The sequence below is a fragment of the Subtercola sp. Z020 genome (assembly GCF_002931235.1).
Classification (GTDB): Bacteria; Actinomycetota; Actinomycetes; order Actinomycetales; family Microbacteriaceae; genus Subtercola.
The window spans coordinates 1-22,621 of sequence record NZ_PSTT01000109.1 but is presented as its reverse complement, the minus strand read 5'-3'; the positions used below and the strand labels follow the sequence as shown (position 1 = coordinate 22,621).

Sequence of the window (22,621 nt, the reverse complement as noted above, 5' to 3'; positions counted from 1 at the left end):
CCGATGACCGACGAGAAGGCAGCGCTGCTGGGGCCGGCCGAGATCCGCGACCTCGCCGACCTGCTCGACCTGACCCCGACGAAGAAGCTCGGCCAGAACTTCGTGATCGACGGCAACTCGGTGCGGCGCATCGTGCGCATCGCCGGTGTGCAGCCGGGAGAGACCGTCGTCGAGATCGGCCCGGGGCTCGGTTCGCTGACGCTCGGCATCGTCGAGATCGGCGCCGAGGTGATCGCCATCGAGATCGACAAACGGCTCGCCGAACAGCTGCCGCACACGGTCGGGATGCTGCAACCGGATGCCCGGCTGACCGTCGTGCGCGACGACGCGCTCCGCATCATGAGCCTGCCCGGCGCCCCCACCCGGCTCGTCGCGAACCTGCCCTACAACGTCTCGGTGCCGGTACTGCTGCACTTCCTCGAACATTTCTGGAGCATCCAGAGCGGTGTGGTGATGGTGCAGGCCGAAGTCGGTCACCGCATCGCCGCCGACCCCGGCTCGAAGGTCTACGGCAGCCCCAGTGTGAAGGCCGCTTGGTACGGAACCTGGCGAACGGCAGGCCAGGTGAGCCGCCAGGTGTTCTGGCCCGTGCCCAACGTCGACTCTGTGCTGGTCGCGTTCGAACGCTCGACGACGAGCCTCGCCAGCGAGGAACTGCGGCTCGCGACCTTCGAGCTGGTGGATGCCGCGTTCCAGCAGCGCCGCAAGATGCTGCGGCAGTCGCTCTCGAGCGTGTTCGGGTCGTCGGCGACGGCGGCAGAGGTCATCACGGCTGCGGGGCAAGATCCGACCGCGCGCGGAGAGGCGCTGACGGTGCACGACTTCCTCGCGATCGCGAAGGTGGCCACGCGGGTCGAGTGAGGGGGCGGGCGTCGAACGGTTCTGCCCGGCTCAGGTAAGTTAACGTCATGACCCAGAACTGGCGAGGCAAAGCGGTTCACGTCAGGGCGCCGGGGAAGATCAACGTGTTCCTGAAGGTCGGGGCCGTCATGCCCGACGGCTACCACGACGTGGCGACCGCCTACCAGGCCGTGTCGCTCTACGAAGACGTGCGTGCGACTGACGCCGACGACTTCTCCGTCAGCTTCACCGGGTCGATCGACTCCTCGAACCTGCCGACCGACGGGTCGAACCTGGCGATCCGCGCCGCGCGCATGCTCGCCCACCGCGCCGGCTTCCGCGGCGGCGTGCACCTCGAGATCTCGAAGAACGTCCCCATCGCGGGCGGCATGGGCGGCGGCTCTGCGGATGCCGCGGCCACCCTGTTGGCCTGCGACACCCTCTGGGGCACCGAACTCGGCCGTGAGGAGCTGCTCGGCCTCGCCGCGCGGCTGGGGGCGGATGTTCCGTTCGCCTTCACGGGCGGCACCGCCATCGGCACCGGGCGCGGCGACCGGCTGAGCCCGGCGCTCGCGAAGGGGCAGTTCCAGTGGGTGCTGGCGCTCGCCGACTACGGTAATGCGACCCCCGAGGTGTACACGGAGCTCGACCGCCACCGCGACCGTCACGCGCAGGACATCTTCCCGGCCCAGACCCAGCCGACGGTTGACGCCGACGTGCTGCAGGCGCTCCGCGCAGGAGATCCGCACATGCTCGCGGAGTCCCTGCACAACGATCTGCAGGCCCCGGCCCTGCACCTGGCGCCGCAGCTCGCCAGCGTGCTGGAGGTTGGCGAGGCCAACGGCGCGCTCGCCGGCATCGTGTCGGGCTCGGGCCCGACGGTCGCCTTCCTGGCGGCCGACCTCGACGGCGCCCTCGAACTGCAGATCGCGCTCTCGGCCGGCCGCCACACCGTCGTGCGGGCCACCGGCCCCGTGCACGGCGCCCGCGTCGTCGGCGACTGACCCGCCCGCTGCCCGCCGCGCGCCGCGCTGCCCGCCGCGCGCTGCGCTGCGCTGCGCGCCCTCGGACCCCTCCCACACGGACGGAGCTGAGCGCATCCGAGGCGATAGTCGCGCCGGTTCGCGTCATGTCCGTCCTGATGGGGCAGAGACGTGGTCTCCCGCACACTCCTCGGCCCGACCGGGCCCGTATTCGCCGCCGATTGGGCGAGCGGTGTCCCGGCGACACCCGGCGGCGGGTCAGGAGGGCGGCGGGATGACGGTGCTGACGGTCTTCGTATCGCCGTTCCAGTGCCGCAGCGAGATCGCGAACGCGACGCTGGGCGGTGTGACGGGCGGTGCGACGGGAGCGGCGGCGGGTGGGGTCACGGCTGCAGATGCCTCCGCGTGGGCGGCGAGCACCTCGATCGCTGAGGCGAGCTGCGCGGGGGTGAGGCGGCTGGCGAGGGTGACGTGCGGGGTCCAGTGGTCGGGGGAGGTCTGCTCAGAGAGGCCCTCGACTCCGGATGCCCGGCGGTGCACGCTCGTGTGCAGCAGTGCGAGGTCGGCGGTCACCGCGACGAGCCGCGCCAGCACGAGCCCGCGCGGCGGTCCGCCGAACACGATGAGACCACTGAGGTGGACCGGGATCGGCAACCCCAGTTCCCGCCCGTGCCCCTGCTCGAGACCCGGCGCGGGTGCCGTCTGAGGTCTCGCCGCTGTGGCGTCGGCCAGTAGGACGGCGGCTACGGCGACGGCGACGGCCGGGGCGGTGGCCGAGGCGGGAGCAGAGGGGGCGGCGGCGGCGCTGGCGGCGGCGTGGCGCGCCGCGGCTGCGGGGCGGAGGGTGGGGCTCACGGACTGCGCGGCGAGCAAGGTGATGTGCGGGGCGTTGCTCGCGCCGGTGTGGCGGGCCTGGCTGGGGAGGTCGGCATCGACCAGGGCCGTCCACTCGGCCCGGATGCGGGCATCCGTCGCCGCGTCGAGCAGCAGCTCGAGGCTCATCATGCGCGGGCCGCCGCCCTGCGCCAGCGCGCAACACCCGTCGCGCCGGGGGTGGCGATCATCGAAGCGCCGGGGGTGGTGACCGCCGCCGCCCGACGGCGCGCGCCCACCGCGCGGCGACAACCCGCACGCGCAGCCGCGCCAGCGCAGCGGCGCGCCGCCGCCCGACGGCGTGCGCCCGCCGCGCGGCGCCAGCGCGCGACCGCACCCACACCCGCGCCCGCACCAGCGCAGCGGCGCGCGGCGCCGCCGCAGGCACCCGGCACGGGCATCCCGCTCACCCCTCGAGCGCGAGCAGCGCGTGCACGGGGTAGCCCGCGACCGCCGCCCGCCCGCCGAGGTCGGCGAGCTCGATCGCGATGCCGAGCCCCGCCACCACGTAGCCGGCCCGCTCGAGCAGGCGAACCGCGGCGGCCATCGTTCCGCCGGTCGCCAGCACATCGTCGAGCACGTAGACCCGCGACCCGGCGGGCAGCGAGTCCGGCTGCAGCTGGATGGTCGCGGTGCCGTATTCGAGGTCGTAGGTCTCGCTCAGCAGCGGGCCCGGCAGCTTGCCCTCCTTGCGGATCGGGTACACCCCGATGCCCCGCGCGTGCGCCGCGGCGGCTGCGAAGAGAAAGCCCCGCGCCTCCACGCCGACCACTGCGTCGATGTCGGCGGGCATCTCGGCGAGCAGCGCCGCCGTCACCTCCCGCAGAGCCGCGCCGTCGGCCATCAGCGCCGTCAGGTCACGGAACAGGATGCCCGGCTTCGGGAAGTCGGGCGTGGTCGTCATGCGGGCAGAGATGAGCTCCGCCACACCGGTGGTTGTCACGCGACGCGGGTCAGACGACGTCGTCGCGGCGTTCGCTGCGTGTGACCTGCTCGCCGCTGACCGGGTCGACCGCGCTGCGGGTCGTCGCGGTCGACGAGCGTTTGCGAGCGATCAGCGCGATTCCGATGATGACGATCACGAAACCGGCGCCCATCAGGATGTAACCGACCGTCTTGATGTCGACCCAGCTGACCGTCACGTCGAGCGCGAAGGCGAGGATGGCGCCGACGGCGATGAGGAAGATACCGAATCCGAGACTCATGGGGGCCTGCTTTCTGCGTCAGCACCGACGCTACAGGGTGCCCTCGCCGGGCGCTCTCTGTGACCTCGGCGATTCTGTGGTCAACTTGACACAATGGCACATCTACTGGGCGCAGAGTCCCTTCACCTCGAATTCCCCACCCGCATCATCTTCGACGACGTCACCATCGGCATCAACGAGGGCGATCGCATCGGTATCGTCGGCCGGAACGGCGACGGCAAGTCCACGCTGCTCCGGATGCTCGCCGGGCGCCTCGAGCCCGATTCCGGTCGCGTCACCCGCCGCAACGGCGTCACGCTCGCCGTGCTCGACCAGTCCGACACCCTCGACGACTCCCTGACGGTCGGCCAGACCATCGTCGGCGACATCGAGGAACACGTCTGGGCCGGGGACCCGATCGTGCGCGACGTGATCGCAGGCCTGGCCAGCGACATCCCGTGGGATGCGAGCGTCGCCGACCTCTCGGGTGGCCAGCGCCGGCGCATCGCGCTCGCCCAGCTGCTGATCGGCGACCACGACATCATCTTCCTCGACGAACCGACGAACCACCTGGACGTCGAGGGCATCGCCTGGCTCGCCGGGCACCTGAAGCGCCGCTGGTCGACGAACGCGGGCGGGCTGGTGGTCGTCACCCACGACCGGTGGTTCCTCGACGAGATCTGCACCGCGACCTGGGAGGTGCATGACCGGCTGGTCGAGCCGTTCGAGGGCGGGTACGCCGCCTACATCCTGCAGCGCGTCGAGCGCGACACGATGGCGGCGACCATGGAGGCGAAGCGCCAGAACCTGATGAAGAAGGAGCTCGCGTGGCTCCGCCGCGGCGCTCCGGCCCGCACGGCGAAGCCGAAGTTCCGCATCGACGCCGCGAACGCCCTGATCGCCGACGAGCCACCCGTGCGAAACTCGGTGAGCCTCGCGTCGATGGCGATGCAGCGGCTCGGCAAAGACGTGGTCGACCTCGAGAACGTCTCTGTCGTGTACGACGGCGTCGGGGGAGCGGGCGAGAAGCGTGTGCTGCACGACGTCACCTGGCGCATCGCCCCGGGCGAGCGCACCGGCGTGCTCGGCATCAACGGCGCAGGCAAGTCCACGCTGCTGAGCCTCGTCTCCGGTTCGCTGCAGCCGACGGGCGGAACCGTCAAGCGCGGCAAGACGATCCGCGTCGCGACCCTGACCCAGCAGCTCTTCGAGCTCGACGACATTCTGAACGACCGGGTCAGCGATGTCATCGGCCGCCAGCGCAGCTCCTACGTGTCGGGCGGCAAGGAGATGACGCCGACCCAGTTGCTCGAGCGCGTCGGCTTCACGAGCGCCCAGCTCTCGACGCAGGTCAAAGACCTCTCGGGTGGGCAGAAGCGCCGCCTGCAACTGCTGCTCATCCTGCTGAGCGAACCGAACGTGCTGATTCTGGATGAGCCGACCAACGATCTCGACACCGACATGCTCGCGGCGATCGAAGACCTGCTGGACACCTATCCCGGTACGCTCCTCGTCGTCTCGCACGACAGGTACCTGCTCGAACGCGTCACCGACAACCAGTACGCCGTGATCGACGGGGGCTTCATCCACCTGCCGCGGGGCGTCGACCAGTACCTCGAAGTGCGCGCCCTGCAGCAGCGCACCGGCACGCGCGGGTCGACGTCGAGCCCGACAGAGTCGCAGGGTGCGTCGGCGAATGGATCGGGCAGTGCCGGCGGCACTCCTGCGAAGCCGAAGCTGTCGGGTGCCGACCTCCGCAACGCGCAGAAGGAGCTCGCCTCGGTCAACCGCCGGCTCGAGAAGTACGGCGCGCAGGTGAACGACATCCACGTGAAGATGGCCGCGCACGACCCGAACGACTACACGGGCCTCGGCGCTCTCTCTGCCGAGCTGGACACGGTGCAGAACACGCTGAGCGACCTCGAGCTGCGCTGGCTGGAGCTCAGCGAGCTTCTGGCCTGACGCCGGGCGGCTGGCCGGCAGGGCGGCTGGCCAGCTGGGCGGCTGGGCTTCAGCCGAAGTCGCGTGAGAGCTTTCGCAGCAGCCCGGCCAGCCGTTCCTGGTCGGGCTTCGACAGGCCGGAGAGCAGCTGCGTCTCGCTGATCACCAGCTCGTCGATGGCCCGGTCGACCCGGGCGAGCCCGTCGGCCGTCATGGTGACGAGGATGCCGCGACCGTCGTTCGGCGAGGTGCGACGCTCGACCAGGCCGCGGCTCACCAGCCGGTCGATGCGGTTCGTCATCGTTCCCGACGACACCAGGGTCTCTTCGAGCAGCGCCTTCGGGCTCAGCTGGTAGGGCGTTCCGGCCCGGCGGAGCGCGGAGAGCACATCGAACTCCCACGAATCCAGCTCGCTCGTGCCGAACGAGGTGCGACGGGCCCTGTCGAGGTGCCGGGAGAGTCGCCAGACGCGCGACAGCACCTGGAGGGGCGCGAAGTCGAGGTCGGGCCGCTCGCGCTTCCACGCGTCGACGATCGCGTCGACGGAGTCTGTGGATTCGGGATCGGGCATCCTTTCATTATCGCTGCAATCGCCCACGATCTCCTGTGGCCCGTCACGCGCGAGCGCGCGATCTGGCAGACTTGTTCACTGCACGCGGCAGACGCCACGGGCATTCCGCCTTGGTGTAACGGCAGCACGACAGCCTTTGGAGCTGTTAGGACTAGGTTCGAATCCTGGAGGCGGAGCGCTTGACGGAGACAGGGAGAGAAACATGACCGACTCCAGACTCGCGATCATCATCCTCGCCGCCGGGCAGGGTACGCGAATGAAATCCGAGACGCCGAAACTCCTCCATCACCTTGCGGGCATTCCGATCGTCAGCCACGTTCTGGGCACGGCGAGGGAGCTCGACGCCGCCCACACGATCGCCGTCGTGCGCCACGAGCGCGACCGTCTGGTCGACGTGATCACCGACCAGTTGCCTGACGGCCTGGTCGTCGACCAGGACGAGACGCCCGGCACCGGCCGTGCCGTCGAGCAGGCGGTGCAGGCCCTGCCCGCCGACTTCGACGGCGACGTTCTGGTGATGAACGGCGACACCCCCCTGCTCGACGTGCAGACGCTCTCGGGCCTCGTCGCCGAGCATCGCCGGTCGCGCGCGGCGGCGACGCTGCTCTCGGCCTACCTCGACGACCCCTCGGGGTACGGGCGCATCGTGCGGCACGATGCGGGCGACTCGACGGTCGACCGCATCGTCGAGCACCGCGACGCCACCGACAGCGAACTCGCGATCGCCGAGATCAACGCCGGCGTCTACATGTTCGGCGTCTCGCAGCTGCGCGACCTGCTGCCGCAGCTCAGCACGCACAACGCGCAGGGCGAGAAGTACCTCACCGACGTGATCGAGCTGCTGCGCCGCGCCGGCTCCGAGGTCAGCGTGCTGCCGGTGGCCGACTCCTGGCTGGTCGCGGGCATCAACGACCGCGCCCAGCTGAGCGAGGCCGCCGCGAAACTGAACGCCCTGATCATCCGCGGCTGGCAGCTCGCCGGCGTCACCGTGCACGACCCGGCGACCACGTGGATCGACCTGAAGGCGACCCTCGAACCCGATGTGACCCTGCTGCCGGGCACGCAGATCCGGGGCGCGACGACGATCGCGCGCGGCGCCGTGGTCGGCCCCGACACCACCCTCCTCGACTGCGAGGTGGGGGAGCGTGCGACGGTGAAGCGCACAGACGCCGAGCTGGCCGTGATCGGCGCCGGGGCATCCGTCGGCCCGTTCGCCTACCTGCGCCCGAACACCGTTCTCGGCGCAGACGGCAAGATCGGCACCTTCGTCGAGACGAAGAACGCCGAGATCGGCGCGGGCAGCAAGGTGCCGCACCTCTCGTACGTGGGCGACGCCACCATCGGCGAGGGCACCAACATCGGCGCGGCGACGATCTTCGCCAACTACAACGGGGTCACGAAGAGCCACACGGAGGTCGGCTCGCACGTGCGCTCCGGGTCGCACAACGTCTTCGTCGCCCCCGTTACACTGGGTGACGGAGCCTACAGCGCCGCCGGAACAGTGGTGCGCAAGAACGTTCCGGCAGGGTCACTGGCCATGAACGTCGCACCGCAGCGCAACCTCGAGGGGTGGGTCGCTGCGCATCGCGCGGGTTCAGCCGCCGACCGTGCGGCCCAGCGCGCCCAGGAAAGTTCAGGAGAATAAGTGTCCGAGATCACGTCGAACGGTGAAAAGCACCTGGTTCTCGCAACCGGCCGGGCGCATCCGAAACTCGCAGAGGCCATCGCCGCCGAGCTCGACACCGGACTGATCAGCACGACCTCGCACACCTTCGCCAACGGCGAGCTGTACGTTCGCTTCAACGGCAGCGTTCGCGGCAGCGACGTCTTCGTCATCCAGTCGCACTCGACGCCGATCAACGAGTGGCTGATGGAACAGCTCATCATGGTCGACGCTCTGAAGCGCGCCTCGGCGAAGCGCATCACCGTCGTCGCCCCGTTCTACCCCTACGCCCGGCAGGACAAGAAGCACCGCGGCCGTGAGCCGATCTCGGCCCGGCTCGTCGCCGACCTGTTCAAGGCGGCCGGGGCCGACCGCATCATGTCGGTCGACCTGCACGCCCCGCAGATCCAGGGGTTCTTCGATGGCCCCGTCGACCACCTGTTCGCCATGCCGGTGCTCATGGAGCACATCCGTAAGACGTTCGACCTCGAACAGCTCACGGTCGTGTCGCCAGACATGGGCCGCGTGCGCGTCGCCGACGTGTGGAGCGACAAGCTCGGCACTCCGCTCGCGATCATCCACAAGCGTCGCGACCCGCTGGTGCCTAACCAGGTCTCCGTGCACGAGATCGTGGGCGACGTCAAGGGCCGCTGGTGCCTGCTGGTCGACGACCTGATCGACACCGGCCGCACCATCGTCGCGGCCTCCGAGGCGCTGAAGAACGCCGGTGCGAAGGGCGTCATCGTCGCCGCGACCCACGCGGTGTTCTCCGACCCGGCCTACGACATCCTGCAGTCGGACTTCATCGACTCCGTGGTCGTCACCGACACGCTGCCGATTCCCGATGAGAAGCGCTTCCCGTCGCTGACCGTGCTGCCGATCGCGCCGCTGCTGGCGCGCGCCATCCACGAAGTCTTCGACGACGGCTCCGTCACGTCGATGTTCGACGGCGACGCCTGACCGCGCTGCCGAAATAAACGCGGTGGTCGGCCGGTTGCACTGAGCATGACGACGACAACCGACTTCCTCCCGGCCGCTGAGACCATCACGATGTTCTCCACCTCGTGGTGCGGCTACTGCAACCGCCTGAAGAAGCAGCTCGACAAAGACGGCATCGGGTACACCGAGGTCAACATCGAGGAGATCGAGGGCACAGCCGCCCTCGTCGAATCGTTGAACGGGGGCAACCAGACGGTGCCGACCGTGCTCTTCCCCGACGGGTCGAGCGCAACGAACCCTTCGGTCATCGAAGTGAAGTCCCGCCTGGGGCTCTGAGCCGATGGATCGGCCGGTCCCTGCCCGGCCGATCGTGATGAGCCCGCGATACGCCGACGTGCGGCCGATCGCCCCGCGAATCGCTAGGGGTTCAGCGAGTCCTGCGGCTGCAGCTGACGCAGGTCGGCCTGCGTGGGGTACGAGGGAATGAGCCCCAGCGCGGCTACCGGCTTGCGGTCCCCGCCGTACGCGCCGACTGAATAGCAGACCCAGCCCACCCCCGCCGGGCCGAAGAGCTCGAAGCGTACCGTCGACGAGCGGGCGCTCGGCACGCGATAGGCGACGTTGGCCGCGCAGGCGGCCCCGGCCGTGGCCTTCGCCAGGCTGTAGGTCGTCAGGATGCCCGGCAGCACCAGCGCGACGATGCCGAGCACGACGACCGCCCGCATGAGCTGCACCTTGCGCGCACTCCGCAGGGGGCGGTTGCCGTGCGGTTCGTACCCGGCGAGCTCGGGCTCGTCATCGCTGTCATGGTCGTGGCCCTGGTCGTGGTCGCGGCCGTCGCCGTAGGTCACGCGATCCATCCCGCGGTGGTGCCGGTGACCGCAGCGCCGTCGAGATCCCGTAGCTTCAGCCCGACGAACGAGGTCGCGGCGTCGCTGCTCTGCACCCGGAACGGCGGCCGATCATCCGCCAGCACGCCGACGATCACGTCGGCGACACCCTCCGGTCGCTGGGCGTTCGAGAAGGCGCCGGCGGTGCGTTCGACGTAGTGGTCGAACGCCTCCCGGTAGGGGCCGGGCTCGTCGGTCAGTGCCCCGAAGCTCTGCCGTGTCGTGTCGACGAACTGCGTCGCGACCGCCCCGGGCTCGACGACAGTGACGCGAACGCCGACCGCTGCCGCGACCGGGTGCAGGCTCTCCATCATGCCCTCGACCGCGAACTTCGCCGCGCAGTAGCTCTCGTTGAACGGCTGCCCGACGACGCCGCCCACGCTCGTGACGGTGACGAGGCTGCCGCCGGATGCCCGCAGGTGCGCCATCGCGGGCTTCGTGACGTTCAGCACGCCGAAGTAGTTGACCTCCATCACGCGGCGTGCGGCGTCGAGACTGTCTTGCTCGATCGTTCCGACGTGGCCCTGGCCGGCGTTGTTCACCACCGCGTCGAGGCGGCCCCGGGTGGCGACGATGTCGGCGACCAGCGCGGCCGCGGCGTGCGCGTCTGTGGTGTCGAGCATCCGCACCTCGACATCGTCGGCGACCCCGGCGATGTCGGCCGCTGTACGCAGTTCGGCGTCGCTGCCGGCCCGTCGAACGGTGGCGACGACGTGCCAGCCGGCGAGTGCAGCAGCCACCGCCGTGCTGAGACCGATGCCGGAGGAGGTTCCGGTGACCAGCACGACGGGGCGGGAGGAATCAGAGGCCATGCAGCAAATTATCCTCCATCTGCTCTGGCGGCGCGCTGCTAGTGCGAGCTGCCCTCCGACTCGATCTCGCTGCGGTCTCCCGACCAGAGCGTGTGGAAGGTGCCCTCTTTGTCGACGCGCTTGTAGGTGTGCGCGCCGAAGAAGTCGCGCTGCGCCTGCACGAGCGAGGCCGGCAGGCGCTTCGACGCGAGCGAGTCATAGTAGCTGAGCGCCGAGCTGAAGCCGGGAACAGGGATGCCCGACAGCGCGGCGGTCGAGACGATGCGGCGCCAGGCGGCCTCACCATTGGCCACGGCCGAGGCGAAGTACGGGTCGGCCAGCAGCGTCTTCAGGCCCGGGTTCTTGTCGTACGCCTCGACGATGCGGTTCAGGAACTGGGCACGGATGATGCAGCCGCCCCGCCAGATCTTGGCGATGTTGCCCTTGTTGATCTCCCAGCCGTACTTCTCGGCCCCGGCGATGATCGCGTCGAAACCCTGCGCGTAGGCGACGACTTTCGAGGCGTAGAGCGCAGCGTTGACGTCATCGGCGAACGAGTCGCCCACCTCGACGGGCGAGGGCCGCGAGGTGATGACGGCCTGCGCGGCCTCGCGCTGCTCCGGGTGCGACGAGACGGCGCGGGCGAACACAGCCTCGGCGATACCGCCGACAGGCACGCCCAGGTCGAGGGCGTTCTGCACCGTCCACACACCGGTGCCCTTCGACCCGGCCTGGTCGAGCACGACGTCGACGAACGGCTTGCCCGTCTCGGCGTCGACCTGCTTCAGCACCTCGGCCGTGATCTCGATCAGGTACGACTCGAGGTCGCCCGAGTTCCACTCCGTGAAGACGTCGGCGGCCTCGCGCGGCGTGAGCCCGCCGACCTTGGTCAGCAGGTCGTACGACTCGGCGATGAGCTGCATGTCGGCGTACTCGATGCCGTTGTGGATCATCTTGACGAAGTGGCCGGCGCCGCCGGTTCCCACGTGGGTGACGCAGGGCTCGCCCTCGGCGACGGCCGCGATGGACTCGAGGATCGGGCCGAGCGTCTGCCACGACTCGTTCGAACCGCCGGGCATGATCGAGGGGCCCTTCAGCGCGCCCTCCTCGCCGCCCGAGATACCGGTGCCGACGAAGTGGATGCCCGTCGCGGTCACCGCTTCTTCGCGGCGGATGGTGTCGGTGAACAGGGCGTTGCCGCCGTCGACGATGATGTCGCCCTCTTCGAAGAGATCGGCGAGCTGGGAGATGACGGCGTCGGTGCCCTTGCCGGCCTGCACCATGATGATGGCGGTACGCGGCTTGGTGAGCGAGGCGACGAAGTCCTCGATCTTCTCGCTGGCGACGAATCCGGCCTCAGGATGCTCGTCGATCAGAAGGCGCGTGCGCTCGGGCGAGCGGTTGTAGACCGCCACGGTGTTGCCCTCGCGGCTGGCCAGGTTCCGCGCCAGGTTCGAGCCCATCACGGCCAGTCCGACGACGCCGATGTTCGCTGTCGCTTCGGGTGTTTCTGCCATAGTCATCCTCCAGTTGCGTGCCCGATCCAGCGTAGTGCGTCGGGTGGAATGGCCAGCGGATGAATGTTCACACACTATGTGGGGAAACATCCCCACAAGTTCCTCCGGCGGTAGTACGATTCCCTCCGTGGGGGAATTCTCGGCGCGCTCGCACGACTCAGCCGGTGCAGAAGACCACATCGCCGTACACCGTCTGACCAGCATGTGAGAGAGGCAACACCATGACCACCACCGGAATCCGTGGCACCTTCTTCGACTTCGTCGACGACCCGTGGAAGCACGTCGGCGACGAAGAGGCATCCGCCCGCTTCGTCTCCGACGGCCTGCTCGTCGTCGAAGACGGCATCATCATCGCTTTCGGCCCCTATGCCGAAATCGTGAACGACTTCGCCGACATCGACATCACGCACATCGAGCACCGCATCATCACGCCGGGCTTCATCGACGGCCACATCCACTTTCCGCAGACGCGCGTTCTCGGCGCCTTCGGCGAGCAGCTGCTGCCCTGGCTCCAGAAGTGGGTCTTCCCCGAAGAGGCGCGGTACGCCGAGCGCTCCTACGCCAAAGACGGCGCCGTGCGCTTCTTCGACAACCTGCTCGCCTCGGGAACCACGACCGTGCAGGCGTTCACGTCGAGTGCGCCGGTCTGCACCGAAGAGCTGTTCGAAGAGGCGTCGCGTCGCAACATGCGCGTGATCGCCGGGCTCACCGGCATCGACCAGAACGCCCCCGACTACTTCGTCGACACCCCCGAGAACTTCTACGCCGACAGCAAGACCCTCATCGGCAAGTACCACAACGTCGGCCGCAACCTCTATGCGATCACGCCCCGCTTCGCGTTCGGCGCCAGCCCCGAGCTGCTCGAGAAGTGCGCCGAGCTGAAGCGCGAGCATCCGGATGCCTGGGTGCACACCCACATCTCCGAGAACCCTGCGGAGGTACGCGGCGTGGGCGCGGCCCACGAGGGCGCCGAAGACTACCTGGCCGTCTACGAGAAGTACGGCCTGGTCGGCCCGAAGTTCACCGGCGGGCACGCGGTGTGGCTGTCGAACTCGGAGTACCGTCGCCTGCACGAGGCAGAGGCCTCTGTCACGTTCTGCCCGAACTCCAACCTCTTCCTCGGCAGTGGCATGTTCCGCATCGGCAAGGCCACCGACCCCGAGCAGCGCGTGCGCATGACCTTCGGCACCGACATGGGCGGTGGCAACCGGTTCAGCATGCTCTCCGTTCTCGACGGCGCCTACAAGGTCGGGATGATCAACAACACCCTGCTCGACGGCAGCGTCGACCCCTCACTGAAAGACAGCGCGGAGGCCGAGCGCAACAAGCTCTCGGCCTACCGGGCCTTCTGGTCGATCACGCTGGGCGGTGCCGAGGGCCTCTACATCGACGACCGCGTCGGCAGCTTCGAGGTCGGGAAGGAAGCCGACTTCGTCGCCCTCGACTGGACGCAGGGCCCTCCCGGCGCCGACTGGCACTCCTCGCTCATCGCCGACGGCGGCGACCCTGTCACCGTCGACGACGCGGCGAACATGCTGTTCGGCATCATGATCGTCGGCGACGAGCGCGCCGTCGACGAGACGTGGGTGTTCGGCGAACGCGCCTACAAGAAGGGCTGAGCGTGACGACCACGGCCGAGACGACCACCAGGGGGCCAGCGGTCTCGCTGGTCGTCCAGCGCAGGGTGCTGCCCGAGAGCGACGAGGTCTACCGCTCCTGGCAGCGCAAGCTCGGCAATGTGCTCGCGACCTGGCCCGGCTTTCTCGGCCGTGACGTCATCGAGCCGTCGCCGCCCGCGCAGTTCGACTGGGTGCTCGTGCAGCGCTTCGTCGACGTCGAGGCGGCGCGCGGCTGGCTGCAGAGCGCAGAGCGTGCGGCGCTGTTCGACGAGATCCAGGCCCACTTCGTCGGCCAGGAGGAGATCCACCTCGTCACGGAAGACGAACGGAAGGTGCCGGAGGCGGCATCCATCATCGTCACCAGCACGGTCGACCCGGCCGACGAGGGCGCGTTCCTCGCCTGGCAGCGCAGAATCTCGGCGGCCGAGGCGAACTTCCCGGGGTTCCAGGGGCACAAGATCGAACGCCCCACGCCCGGTGTGCAGGAGGACTGGACGGTCATCCTGAGCTTCGACACCGACGAGCACCTGACGGCCTGGATGGAGTCGCCCCAGCGCACGAAGCTCCTGGCCGAGGGGTCGGCGTTCGCGTCGGACATGCGCGTCTCGAAGGCGCGCTACGGCTTCACCTTCTGGAGCGAGGACCGGCCCAGCAGGCTGATGATCTTCAAGGACAACCTGCTCGTGCTGCTGGTTCTCTACCCGATCGTGTTCCTGTTCGGCTATCTCGTGGCGACGCCGTTCCTCAGCGGGGTGCCGTTCTGGCTCAGCCTCTTCATCGGCAACGTCGTGAGCACCCAGCTGCTCGGCTGGCTCGTCGCGCCCTGGATCTTCCGGGTGTTCGCGTGGTGGCACAAGCCCGGCATCGGGTCGCGGCGCGAGGTGCTGGGGTACGTCGTGATCGGTGTGCTCTACGCCGCGTCGATGGCGCTGGATGCTCTGCTGATCGCCCTCGGGCCCCTCGGTGGTGGCGCTTAGGCTGGTCGTGTGACCTCTCCCTCCTTCGTTCTTCCGCCCGTCGTCGTGATGGGTGTCTCCGGTTCGGGCAAGACCACGATCGGGCTGGCGCTCGCCGCCGCTCTGGCGGTCGACTTCGTCGACGGTGACGACCTGCACACCGAGGCGAACAGGCAGAAGATGGCCGCCGGCATCCCGCTCACCGACGACGACCGGGCGCCCTGGCTGGCGTCGGTCGGGCGGGTTCTGGGCTCGGCGCCCGGTGCCGGCCCCGTCGTCGCGTGCTCTGCGCTTCGCGTCGTGTACCGGGATGCCCTGCGGCAGGCGGCTCCGGATGCCGCGTTCCTGCACCTGGCGGGCGGCGCCGACCTCCTCCGGGCGCGCATGGTGCACCGTGAGCACCACTTCATGCCGGCGGCCCTGCTCGAGTCCCAACTCGGAACGCTCGAGCCGCTGACCCCCTCGGAGAACGGTGTCGTGCTCGACACCTCGGGCGGCATCGACGAGGTCGTCATGCAGGCGATCGCGTGGCTCCGCGGTTCCCGGCCGGGCGCCGAATCCGTGTAGACTCTCAAGCTGAACTTCGGCGAGGGATGCCCGGCATCCGTTATCGACGCGGTGGAAGAGGCTCTCGGTCTTTCCTCACGCTGATGCGTTCGAGTTGAACACACCCCACACACCTCTCATATCTGAGACTTTCACGGCGAACCACTGCGGTTCGCGAGGAGAACACCATGGCTGACGACAACAAGATCATCGCGGAGACCCGCACCTCATTCGGCAAGGGAGCGGCGCGCAAGCTCCGCGCCGCCGGCAAGATCCCTGCCGTGATCTACGGCCACGGTGGCGAGCCGCAGCACGTGAGCCTCCCGGGCCATGAGGTCTTCCTGCTCATCCGCAAGTCGAACGCGCTCATCGAGCTGAACATCGACGGCGCCACCCAGCTCGCGCTGGTCAAAGACGTTCAGAAGGACCCGGTGCGCCAGATCATCGAGCACCTCGACCTGATCACCGTTCGTCAGGGCGAGCGCGTCGAGGTCGAGGTCTCCGTGCAGGTCGAGGGCGAGTCGGTCTCGGGCACGGTTGCCGACCTCGACACCTTCACCCTGCTGCTCGAGGTGCTGGCCACGAACATCCCGACCCGCGTCACCGTCAACATCGAGGGTGCGGAGGCCGGCACGCAGGTTCTCGCGAAGGACATCGAGCTGCCCGAGGGCGCCGTTCTCGTCGGCGACGAAGACCAGCTCATCGTCGCCATCTCGATCCCCGAGGAGCAGGACCTGGGCGACAGCCTGTCGGCCGGCGACGCGTCGACGAGCGACGCTCCGACGCCCGCCTAGTCGTTCCTCTCTCCTCCTTCACCTCCCTGTCATGGCAGTCGACGATCGCTGGCTCGTGGTCGGGCTCGGAAACCCCGGGCCCGAGTACGCCGGCAATCGCCACAACGTGGGGCAGATGGTGCTCGACGACCTTGCCGCCCGGTTCTCGGGTGCGTTCAAGGCCCACAAGACCAACGCGCGTGTCGCCGAGGGCCGACTGGTCCCCGGCGGCACGCGTTTCGTGCTTGCCAAGCCGAACAGCTACATGAACAACTCGGGCGGCCCGGTTGCCGGGCTGCTCTCGTACTACTCTCTCGACCCGGCACACCTGATCGTGGTGCACGACGATCTCGACATCCCGTTCGACACCCTGCGGCTGAAGGCGGGTGGCGGCCACGGCGGCCACAACGGCATCCGCGACATCATCGCGGCGACAGGCACCCCCGATTTCGCGCGGGTGCGGGTCGGTATCGGCCGCCCACCCGGCCGGCAGAGCGCGGCGGACTTCGTGCTGCGCGACTTCACGTCGACTGAGCGCCAGGTGCTGCCGAACCTGCTGGCGGATGCCGCCGACGCGGTCGAGCTCATCGCCGCCGACGGCCTGACGGCCGCCCAGCAGCGCTTCCACGCGCCGCCCCCCGCGTAGCCGCACGGGCCCTGTGACGCGGTCAACAGGCAGCTCCTCCTCGGTTGCGCAAGGGCCGGGGCGGGTGTCGGAGGGTGACCGTAGACTTGACGACGTGATACTTCAGGGCTTGATCTCGGCGCTCTCGCGCGCCTCGACGTTCGACAGCGCCCTGGCGGAGGCCGGCCGCGACGCTGATTTCTCGCTGACCGACGGGCTGCGTGCGCCGCTGCTCGCGGGGCTCCTGGCGCAGCGCGCCGAGCGCGGCCTGCCGCAGGTGCTCTTCGTCGTCACGGCGACGGGCCGAGACTCCGAGAGCCTTCGCGCAAGCCTCGACTGCCTGGCGCCGGGTGCCGACATCCTCGAGTTCCCGGCGTGGGAGACGCTGCCGCACGAGCGGCTGAGCCCGAGCGCCGAGATCGTCGGCAAACGCATCGCCGCGCTCCGGCGCCTCACCGAGTGGAGCGACCAGACCGCCGCAGCCGACGCCCAGACGAAGGGCGCGGTGCGCCCGCGTCCCCTCATCGTGGTGGCCTCCGTGCGGGCCGCGCTGCAGCCGCTGGCCGACAACCTCACGGCCATCGACCCGGTCCGCCTCACCAGGGGTGGCCGCGGCTACGACCTCGCCGAGTTGACGACCGACTTGGTCGAGCTCGCCTACTCGCGGGTCGACATGGTCACGCGGCGCGGCGAGTTCGCCGTGCGCGGCGGCATCCTCGACATCTTCCCGGCCGTCTCCGAGCACCCCGTGCGGGTCGACTTCTTCGGTGACGAGATCGAGGAGATCCGCGGGTTCTCCGTGGCCGACCAGCGGTCGCTCGAGAACCAGTTCGACGAGATCGAACTGCCGCCGAGCCGCGAGCTGCTGCTGAGCGAATCGGTGAAGCAGCGGGCGCGGGAGATGCAGCACGAGTTCCCGAGCCTCTCCGGGTTGCTCGAGAAGATCGGCCAGGGCATCCCCGTCGAGGGCATGGAGTCGCTCGCACCCGCCCTGCTCGACCGGCTCGTCACCGTGACCCACTACCTGCCCGCGGGCGCGGCGATCGCCGTCATCTCGCCCGAGCGGGTGGCCAACCGGGCCGTGAGTCTCACGGAGACGAACCGCGAGTTCCTCTCCGCAGCATGGAATGCGGCCACCGCCGGCGCCGAGGCCCCGATCGACCTGGCGTCGGGCGAGTTCATCACGCTGAGCGACCTGCGCGACGCCGCGGGCATCCACCGCCCCTGGTGGACGTTGAGTACATTCGACAGCGGTACGGCATCCGTCGACGAGCATCTGGCGGCAATCGTGGGTACGGATGCGCACTATGTGCGCATCCAGGCCGACGCCGTGCCGAGCTTCCAGGGCAACGTCGAGGGCGCGCTCGAGCACGTGGCGAGCCGGATGCGCGAGGGCTGGAGCGTCGCCGTCGTCGCGGCGGGTGCCGGCCTCGTCGAGCGGGCGGCCGACGTGCTGGCCGAGCGCGAGCTCGCGGCCCGCGTCGTCGAGCAGTACCCCGAGCATCCAGAACCCGGCATCGCCTACCTCGTGAAGGCGACCGTCGAGAGCGGCTTCGAGCTGCCCGAGATCAAGCTCGCCCTGATCAGCGAGAACGAGTTCTACGGCCGGAGCGCCGGATACGACGCCCGCCAGGTCAAGAAGCTGGCGACGCGTCGCAAGAACGTCGTCGACCCCTTGCAGCTGAAAGCCGGTGACATCGTCGTGCACCAGACGCACGGCATCGGCAGGTTCCTCGAGCTCGTGCAGCGCGAGGTGTCGAGCGGCGGGCGCAACCCGGTGAAGACAACCCGCGAATACCTGCTGATCGAGTACGCACCGTCGAAGCGCGGCTACCCGGGCGACAAGCTCTACGTGCCGACCGACCAGCTCGATCTGCTCACGCGTTATGTCGGTGGCGAGGCCCCCGGACTGTCGAAGATGGGCGGCAGCGACTGGTCTGCCGCGAAATCGAAGGCGCGCAAGGCCGTTCGCGACATCGCCGTCGAACTCGTGAAGCTCTACTCGGCGCGCATGGCGTCGAAGGGCTACGCCTTCGGGCCCGACACGCCCTGGCAGCGCGAGCTCGAGGAGGCGTTCCCGTTCGCCGAGACGCCCGACCAGCTGACGACGATCGACGAGGTCAAGGCCGACATGGAGCGGCCCATCCCGATGGACCGCCTGCTCGCCGGCGACGTCGGCTTCGGCAAGACCGAGGTCGCCGTGCGCGCCGCGTTCAAGGCGATCCAGGAGGGCAAGCAGGTCGCGATGCTCGTGCCGACCACGCTTCTCGTCCGCCAGCATCTCGAGACCTTCACCGAACGTTTCGCAGGTTTTCCCGTGCACACCCGGGCACTCTCGCGGTTCCAGACCGAGAAGGAGGCCCGGGAGACCATCAAGGGCCTCGAAGACGGCACCATCGACATGGTCATCGGTACCCACCGCATCCTCGCCGAAGCGATGACGTTCAAAGACCTCGGCCTCGTGATCATCGATGAGGAGCAGCGTTTCGGTGTCGAGCACAAAGACAAGCTGAAGAAGCTCAAGACGAACGTCGACATCCTCTCGATGAGCGCCACGCCCATCCCGCGCACCCTCGAGATGGCCGTCACGGGCATCCGCGAGATGTCGACGCTGGCGACCCCGCCCGAAGACCGGCACCCGATCCTCACCTACGTCGGGCCGAACTCCGACCGGCAGATCGCGGCCGCCATCCACCGCGAGATGCTGCGCGAGGGCCAGGTGTTCTTCGTGCACAACCGCGTCTCGTCGATCAACCGCGTCGCCGCGCACATCGCCGAGCTGGTTCCGGATGCCCGCATCGCCGTCGCCCACGGCCAGCTGCCCGAGCACGTGCTCGAACAGGTGATCGTCGACTTCTGGGAGCGCAGGTTCGACGTGCTCGTGTCGACCACGATCATCGAGACCGGGCTCGACATCCCGAACGCCAACACCCTCATCATCGACAGGGCCGACAAATACGGGCTCTCGCAGCTGCACCAGTTGAGGGGCCGGGTCGGGCGTGGGCGCGAGCGCGCGTACGCGTACTTCCTCTACGACGAGCTGAAGCCGCTGTCGGAGACCGCCCATGACCGGTTGGCGACGATCGCCGCGAACAATGAGCTCGGGTCGGGCATGCAGGTCGCGCTGAAAGACCTCGAGATCCGTGGGGCGGGCAACCTGCTCGGCGGCGAGCAGTCCGGGCACATCGCGGGCGTCGGGTTCGACCTGTACCTGCGCATGATCGGGGAGGCCGTCTCGACGTTCCGCGGCGACGTCGCCGAGGGCCAGACCGAGCTGCGGCTCGAACTGCCGGTGGATGCGCACATCCCCGAGGGCTACGTCGACAGCGAGCGGCTGCGGCTCGAGGCGTACCAGAAGCTCTCGACCGCGTCGTCTCCGAGCGCAGCCGAGGGGCAGATCGACCAGGTTCTCGAGGAGTTGACCGACCGCTACGGCGAACCGCCCGAGCAGGTCACGAACCTCATCACCGTTTCGAAGCTGCGCCGCCTCGCGCAGCGCACCGGCCTGTCGGAGGTCGTCGCGATGGGGTCGAACCTGCGCGTGGCGCCCGCTGTGCTCGCCGACTCGACCCAGGCCCGCCTGCGGCGCATGTACCCGTCGGCGAAGTACCTCGGCGCCGCGGCGGCGCTCTCCGTGCCGATGCCCGTGGTGAACGGGCAGCCGCTGCCCGACGCCGACCTCATCGCGTGGGTGGAGTCGCTGCTCGCCGCCATCTTCCCGGCGCCTGCGGCGGCCGTGCCGGCGGCGGGCGCGCCCGCCGCCGCGGAGTAGCGCCCGCGTCGCCGCGCCCGCGACGATCGTCGCGCCCCCCCGCCGCAGCCGTGCCCGCGCCTGCCGTGCGGTCGCGCCGGTGCGGTCGCGCCCGTGTGATCGCGCCCGCGACGATCGTCGCGCCCCCGCCGCAGCCGCGCCCGCGCCGTCGCGTGCGGCCGCGCCCCCGCCGCGGCCGCGCCCGGGAACTGCTTCCCCACGCGAGGCGTAACCGAGGATGAGCGGACCGATATGGCTGTGGGGGAGGCATCGGCTGCGTCATCCTCGGTTGCGCAGCGCAGCGCCGGGGCGCCGATGGGGGCCGGCGACGGGGAGGAGGGTCAGAGATTTTCGCCGCGGTAGGAGCCGACGCTCCAGGCGTTGCCCTCGGGGTCGAGGAAGGCGAACTCGCTGCCGCCGTAGCTCTGCTCGGTGAGGGGGCGGATGATCGTCCAACCGGCTGCGTCGACGCGCTCGAATACGGGGCGTGGGTCGTCGGCGCTGAGGTACGTCGTGGCCGTGCCCGGCCCGCCCGCGCTTCCCGCCCAGCCGGAGCCCGTGTCACTGCCGAGCATGATGCCGCCGCCGCCCGGCCAGAGCAGTTCGGCGTGCGCGACGTCGCGCTCGGGGTCGCCCACCGCGTCGCCGCGGTAGACGGCGTGCTCGGTGAATCCGATGGTGTCGACGAGCCAGCCGAGGGCAGCGGCCGCGTCACGGAAGCGGAGGCTCGGCCAGACTCCTGGCGCTGGTGTCGCGGTCATGGCGCCCAGTGTGCCACTCGCCGACCGACGGCGCCAGAGATGGAACTCCGGTTCACCCCAACGGCTCGGCGGGCGGCGCGGCCGCTGCCGCGGCATCCGGAGCCGTACCGTACGCCGCGGGCGTCGGCTCCGGCTTATCGGATGGCGATGCTCCCGACGCGGAGGTGCCCGACGGCGCGTCTGACGGCGATGTACCCAGGGACGATGCGACCGGGGGTGAAGTAACCGCCGACGACGAACCCGTCGACGCAGCAGCCGCTGACTTCGGCGCGGCCGCCGGCGAGTGGAGCCCGCGGCGACGTGAGCGGAGCGACGCGGCCCGCACGGCGCCGATGCTCGCGGCGATGACGAGCGCGATCGCGACCGCCTCGAGCCCGGTGAGCGGCTGGCCGAGGATGACCAGCCCGGCCAGCGCCGCGATCGCCGGCGCGAGGCTCATCAGGATGGAGAACGTGGCCGCGGGGATCCGCCGCAGCGCGAGTAGTTCGAGCGCGTAGGGGATGGTCGACGACAGCAGGGCGACTGCCAGCCCGAGGAGCAGAACCGGCGGTTGGATGATCACTGGGCCGGCCGTGAGGAGTCCGAACGGCAGGGAGATGGCCGCGCCGACGACCATGGCGATCGCGATGCCGTCGAGCCGGGGGAAGCGCTGGCCGGTGCGGGCGGAGAGAAGGATGTAGGCCGCCCAGAACACGCCGGTGCCGGCGGCGAACGCGACGCCGACCGGGTCGAGGGCGTCGGTTCCGCCCTGGCTGAGCAGGGCGACGCCGGCGAAGGCGAGCACGGCCCACAGCCACGCTGAGGCGCGGCGGCTGACGACGACCGACAGGATCAGCGGGCCGAGAACCTCGATAGTGACGGTCGTTCCGAGGGGGAGCCTGTCGAGTGCGGTGTAGAACAGCATGTTCATGCCGCCGACGGTCAGGCCGAACGCGACCACGATCATCCAGTCGCTGCGGCTGTAACCGCGGACGCGGGGGCGGCAGACGATCGCCAGAACGAGGGCGGAGAAGACGAGGCGCAGGGTGACCATGCCGAGCGGACCGACCGTGGGGAACAGGCCGATCGCGACCGAGGCGCCGATCTCCTGGCAGAGGAGTCCGGCGACGACCAGACCGACCGGCCAGAGTGCGCCGTCGCCTCGCGTCGGGGCGGTCGCGGCGGTCACGTGCTCACGTTACCCGCTCGCCCCGGCTCGCCCTGCTCGCTCCCGCCGCGCGGTCTGCTGCCGGAACATCGCTCGGCCGCTCCGGCGCGTGGGCGGTGGGTGGGCGATGGATGCGCGGCAGCTCGCCGCGCGGTCACCCACCCGGACTCCGCTCAGCCGATGTGGCGCGAATACGGGGTCGGTTTGGCTGAGGAGTGTCCGGGTGGGAGGGAGGCGGTGCGAAAGGGGTG

The 22,621-nt window shown here is 69.6% G+C and carries 20 protein-coding genes, 1 tRNA gene and 1 pseudogene; 13 read left to right on the top strand and 9 right to left on the bottom strand.

Annotation, left to right across the window (positions count from 1 at the left end):
• Window positions 1-3: 3 nt before the first annotated feature.
• Both rsmA and C5B96_RS14320 read left to right on the top strand, forming a co-directional pair.
• Window positions 4-861, top strand: coding sequence for a 16S rRNA (adenine(1518)-N(6)/adenine(1519)-N(6))-dimethyltransferase RsmA (gene rsmA / locus C5B96_RS14325; RefSeq protein WP_104246032.1), 858 nt, complete (start codon window positions 4-6; stop codon window positions 859-861).
• A gap of 47 nt (window positions 862-908) precedes the next feature.
• On the top strand, window positions 909-1,844 hold the full coding sequence (locus C5B96_RS14320; protein ID WP_104246031.1) for a 4-(cytidine 5'-diphospho)-2-C-methyl-D-erythritol kinase: 936 nt from the start codon (window positions 909-911) through the stop codon (window positions 1,842-1,844).
• Window positions 1,845-2,081: 237 nt separating this feature from the next.
• On the opposite strand, the gene C5B96_RS14315 is transcribed toward C5B96_RS14320, so the two are convergent.
• The 3 genes from C5B96_RS14315 to C5B96_RS14305 form a co-directional block, all read right to left on the bottom strand.
• Complete coding sequence (locus tag C5B96_RS14315; RefSeq protein WP_104246030.1) at window positions 2,082-2,828, bottom strand: 2'-5' RNA ligase family protein; 747 nt, start codon at window positions 2,826-2,828, stop codon at window positions 2,082-2,084.
• Between the two features lie 274 nt (window positions 2,829-3,102).
• Complete coding sequence (locus tag C5B96_RS14310) at window positions 3,103-3,639, bottom strand: adenine phosphoribosyltransferase (RefSeq protein ID WP_255414740.1); 537 nt, start codon at window positions 3,637-3,639, stop codon at window positions 3,103-3,105.
• A gap of 10 nt (window positions 3,640-3,649) precedes the next feature.
• Window positions 3,650-3,901: a DUF6458 family protein gene (locus tag C5B96_RS14305; protein WP_104246029.1), complete on the bottom strand. Its 252-nt coding sequence runs from the start codon at window positions 3,899-3,901 to the stop codon at window positions 3,650-3,652.
• Between the two features lie 93 nt (window positions 3,902-3,994).
• Between C5B96_RS14305 and C5B96_RS14300 the strand changes: the two genes are divergently transcribed.
• Window positions 3,995-5,842, top strand: coding sequence for an ABC-F family ATP-binding cassette domain-containing protein (locus C5B96_RS14300; protein WP_104246028.1), 1,848 nt, complete (start codon window positions 3,995-3,997; stop codon window positions 5,840-5,842).
• A 49-nt stretch (window positions 5,843-5,891) separates the two neighbouring features.
• Here C5B96_RS14300 and C5B96_RS14295 read toward each other — a convergent pair whose 3' ends face one another.
• A complete protein-coding gene (locus C5B96_RS14295; RefSeq protein WP_104246027.1) occupies window positions 5,892-6,392 on the bottom strand; it encodes a MarR family winged helix-turn-helix transcriptional regulator in 501 nt (166 codons plus the stop codon).
• A 104-nt stretch (window positions 6,393-6,496) separates the two neighbouring features.
• On the opposite strand from C5B96_RS14295, the gene C5B96_RS14290 reads away from it, so the two are divergent.
• From C5B96_RS14290 to C5B96_RS14275, 4 genes are all read left to right on the top strand, one after another.
• A tRNA-Gln gene (locus C5B96_RS14290) sits at window positions 6,497-6,568 on the top strand.
• A 26-nt stretch (window positions 6,569-6,594) separates the two neighbouring features.
• Window positions 6,595-8,037 (top strand): bifunctional UDP-N-acetylglucosamine diphosphorylase/glucosamine-1-phosphate N-acetyltransferase GlmU, encoded by a 1,443-nt coding sequence (glmU, locus tag C5B96_RS14285; protein ID WP_104246026.1) that lies wholly within the window; start codon window positions 6,595-6,597, stop codon window positions 8,035-8,037.
• On the top strand, window positions 8,038-9,015 hold the full coding sequence (locus C5B96_RS14280) for a ribose-phosphate diphosphokinase (protein WP_104246025.1): 978 nt from the start codon (window positions 8,038-8,040) through the stop codon (window positions 9,013-9,015).
• A gap of 45 nt (window positions 9,016-9,060) precedes the next feature.
• Window positions 9,061-9,330, top strand: a complete 270-nt coding sequence (locus C5B96_RS14275; protein WP_104246024.1) for a mycoredoxin — start codon at window positions 9,061-9,063, stop codon at window positions 9,328-9,330.
• An 83-nt stretch (window positions 9,331-9,413) separates the two neighbouring features.
• On the opposite strand, the gene C5B96_RS14270 is transcribed toward C5B96_RS14275, so the two are convergent.
• The 3 genes from C5B96_RS14270 to gndA are packed head-to-tail and all read right to left on the bottom strand — an operon-like array spanning window position 9,414 to window position 12,198.
• Window positions 9,414-9,854 carry a hypothetical protein gene (locus C5B96_RS14270; protein WP_104246023.1) on the bottom strand — a complete coding sequence of 147 codons (441 nt, stop codon included), beginning with the start codon at window positions 9,852-9,854 and terminating at the stop codon, window positions 9,414-9,416.
• Window positions 9,842-10,696 carry an SDR family NAD(P)-dependent oxidoreductase gene (locus C5B96_RS14265; protein ID WP_104246022.1) on the bottom strand — a complete coding sequence of 285 codons (855 nt, stop codon included), beginning with the start codon at window positions 10,694-10,696 and terminating at the stop codon, window positions 9,842-9,844. Before C5B96_RS14265 ends, C5B96_RS14270 begins: the two co-directional genes overlap by 13 nt.
• A gap of 38 nt (window positions 10,697-10,734) precedes the next feature.
• A complete protein-coding gene (gndA, locus tag C5B96_RS14260) occupies window positions 10,735-12,198 on the bottom strand; it encodes an NADP-dependent phosphogluconate dehydrogenase (RefSeq protein WP_104246021.1) in 1,464 nt (487 codons plus the stop codon).
• A 215-nt stretch (window positions 12,199-12,413) separates the two neighbouring features.
• On the opposite strand from gndA, the gene guaD reads away from it, so the two are divergent.
• The 6 genes from guaD (at window position 12,414) to mfd (ending at window position 20,483) form a co-directional block, all read left to right on the top strand.
• Window positions 12,414-13,811, top strand: coding sequence for a guanine deaminase (gene guaD, locus C5B96_RS14255; RefSeq protein WP_104246020.1), 1,398 nt, complete (start codon window positions 12,414-12,416; stop codon window positions 13,809-13,811).
• A gap of 2 nt (window positions 13,812-13,813) precedes the next feature.
• Entirely contained in the window at window positions 13,814-14,788 is a 975-nt protein-coding gene (locus C5B96_RS14250) for an antibiotic biosynthesis monooxygenase (protein WP_104246019.1), read from the top strand.
• A gap of 9 nt (window positions 14,789-14,797) precedes the next feature.
• Complete coding sequence (locus C5B96_RS14245) at window positions 14,798-15,334, top strand: gluconokinase (protein ID WP_233189218.1); 537 nt, start codon at window positions 14,798-14,800, stop codon at window positions 15,332-15,334.
• A gap of 167 nt (window positions 15,335-15,501) precedes the next feature.
• Entirely contained in the window at window positions 15,502-16,107 is a 606-nt protein-coding gene (locus tag C5B96_RS14240; RefSeq protein ID WP_104246018.1) for a 50S ribosomal protein L25/general stress protein Ctc, read from the top strand.
• 31 nt (window positions 16,108-16,138) lie between these two features.
• Complete coding sequence (gene pth, locus C5B96_RS14235; protein WP_104246017.1) at window positions 16,139-16,732, top strand: aminoacyl-tRNA hydrolase; 594 nt, start codon at window positions 16,139-16,141, stop codon at window positions 16,730-16,732.
• A gap of 94 nt (window positions 16,733-16,826) precedes the next feature.
• Window positions 16,827-20,483, top strand: coding sequence for a transcription-repair coupling factor (gene mfd / locus C5B96_RS14230; protein ID WP_104246016.1), 3,657 nt, complete (start codon window positions 16,827-16,829; stop codon window positions 20,481-20,483).
• Between the two features lie 320 nt (window positions 20,484-20,803).
• Here mfd and C5B96_RS14225 read toward each other — a convergent pair whose 3' ends face one another.
• Window positions 20,804-21,223 (bottom strand): VOC family protein, encoded by a 420-nt coding sequence (locus C5B96_RS14225; RefSeq protein ID WP_104246015.1) that lies wholly within the window; start codon window positions 21,221-21,223, stop codon window positions 20,804-20,806.
• 310 nt (window positions 21,224-21,533) lie between these two features.
• A pseudogene (locus tag C5B96_RS14220) lies at window positions 21,534-22,391 on the bottom strand (DMT family transporter); the annotation flags it as partial.
• Window positions 22,392-22,621 lie beyond the last annotated feature (230 nt).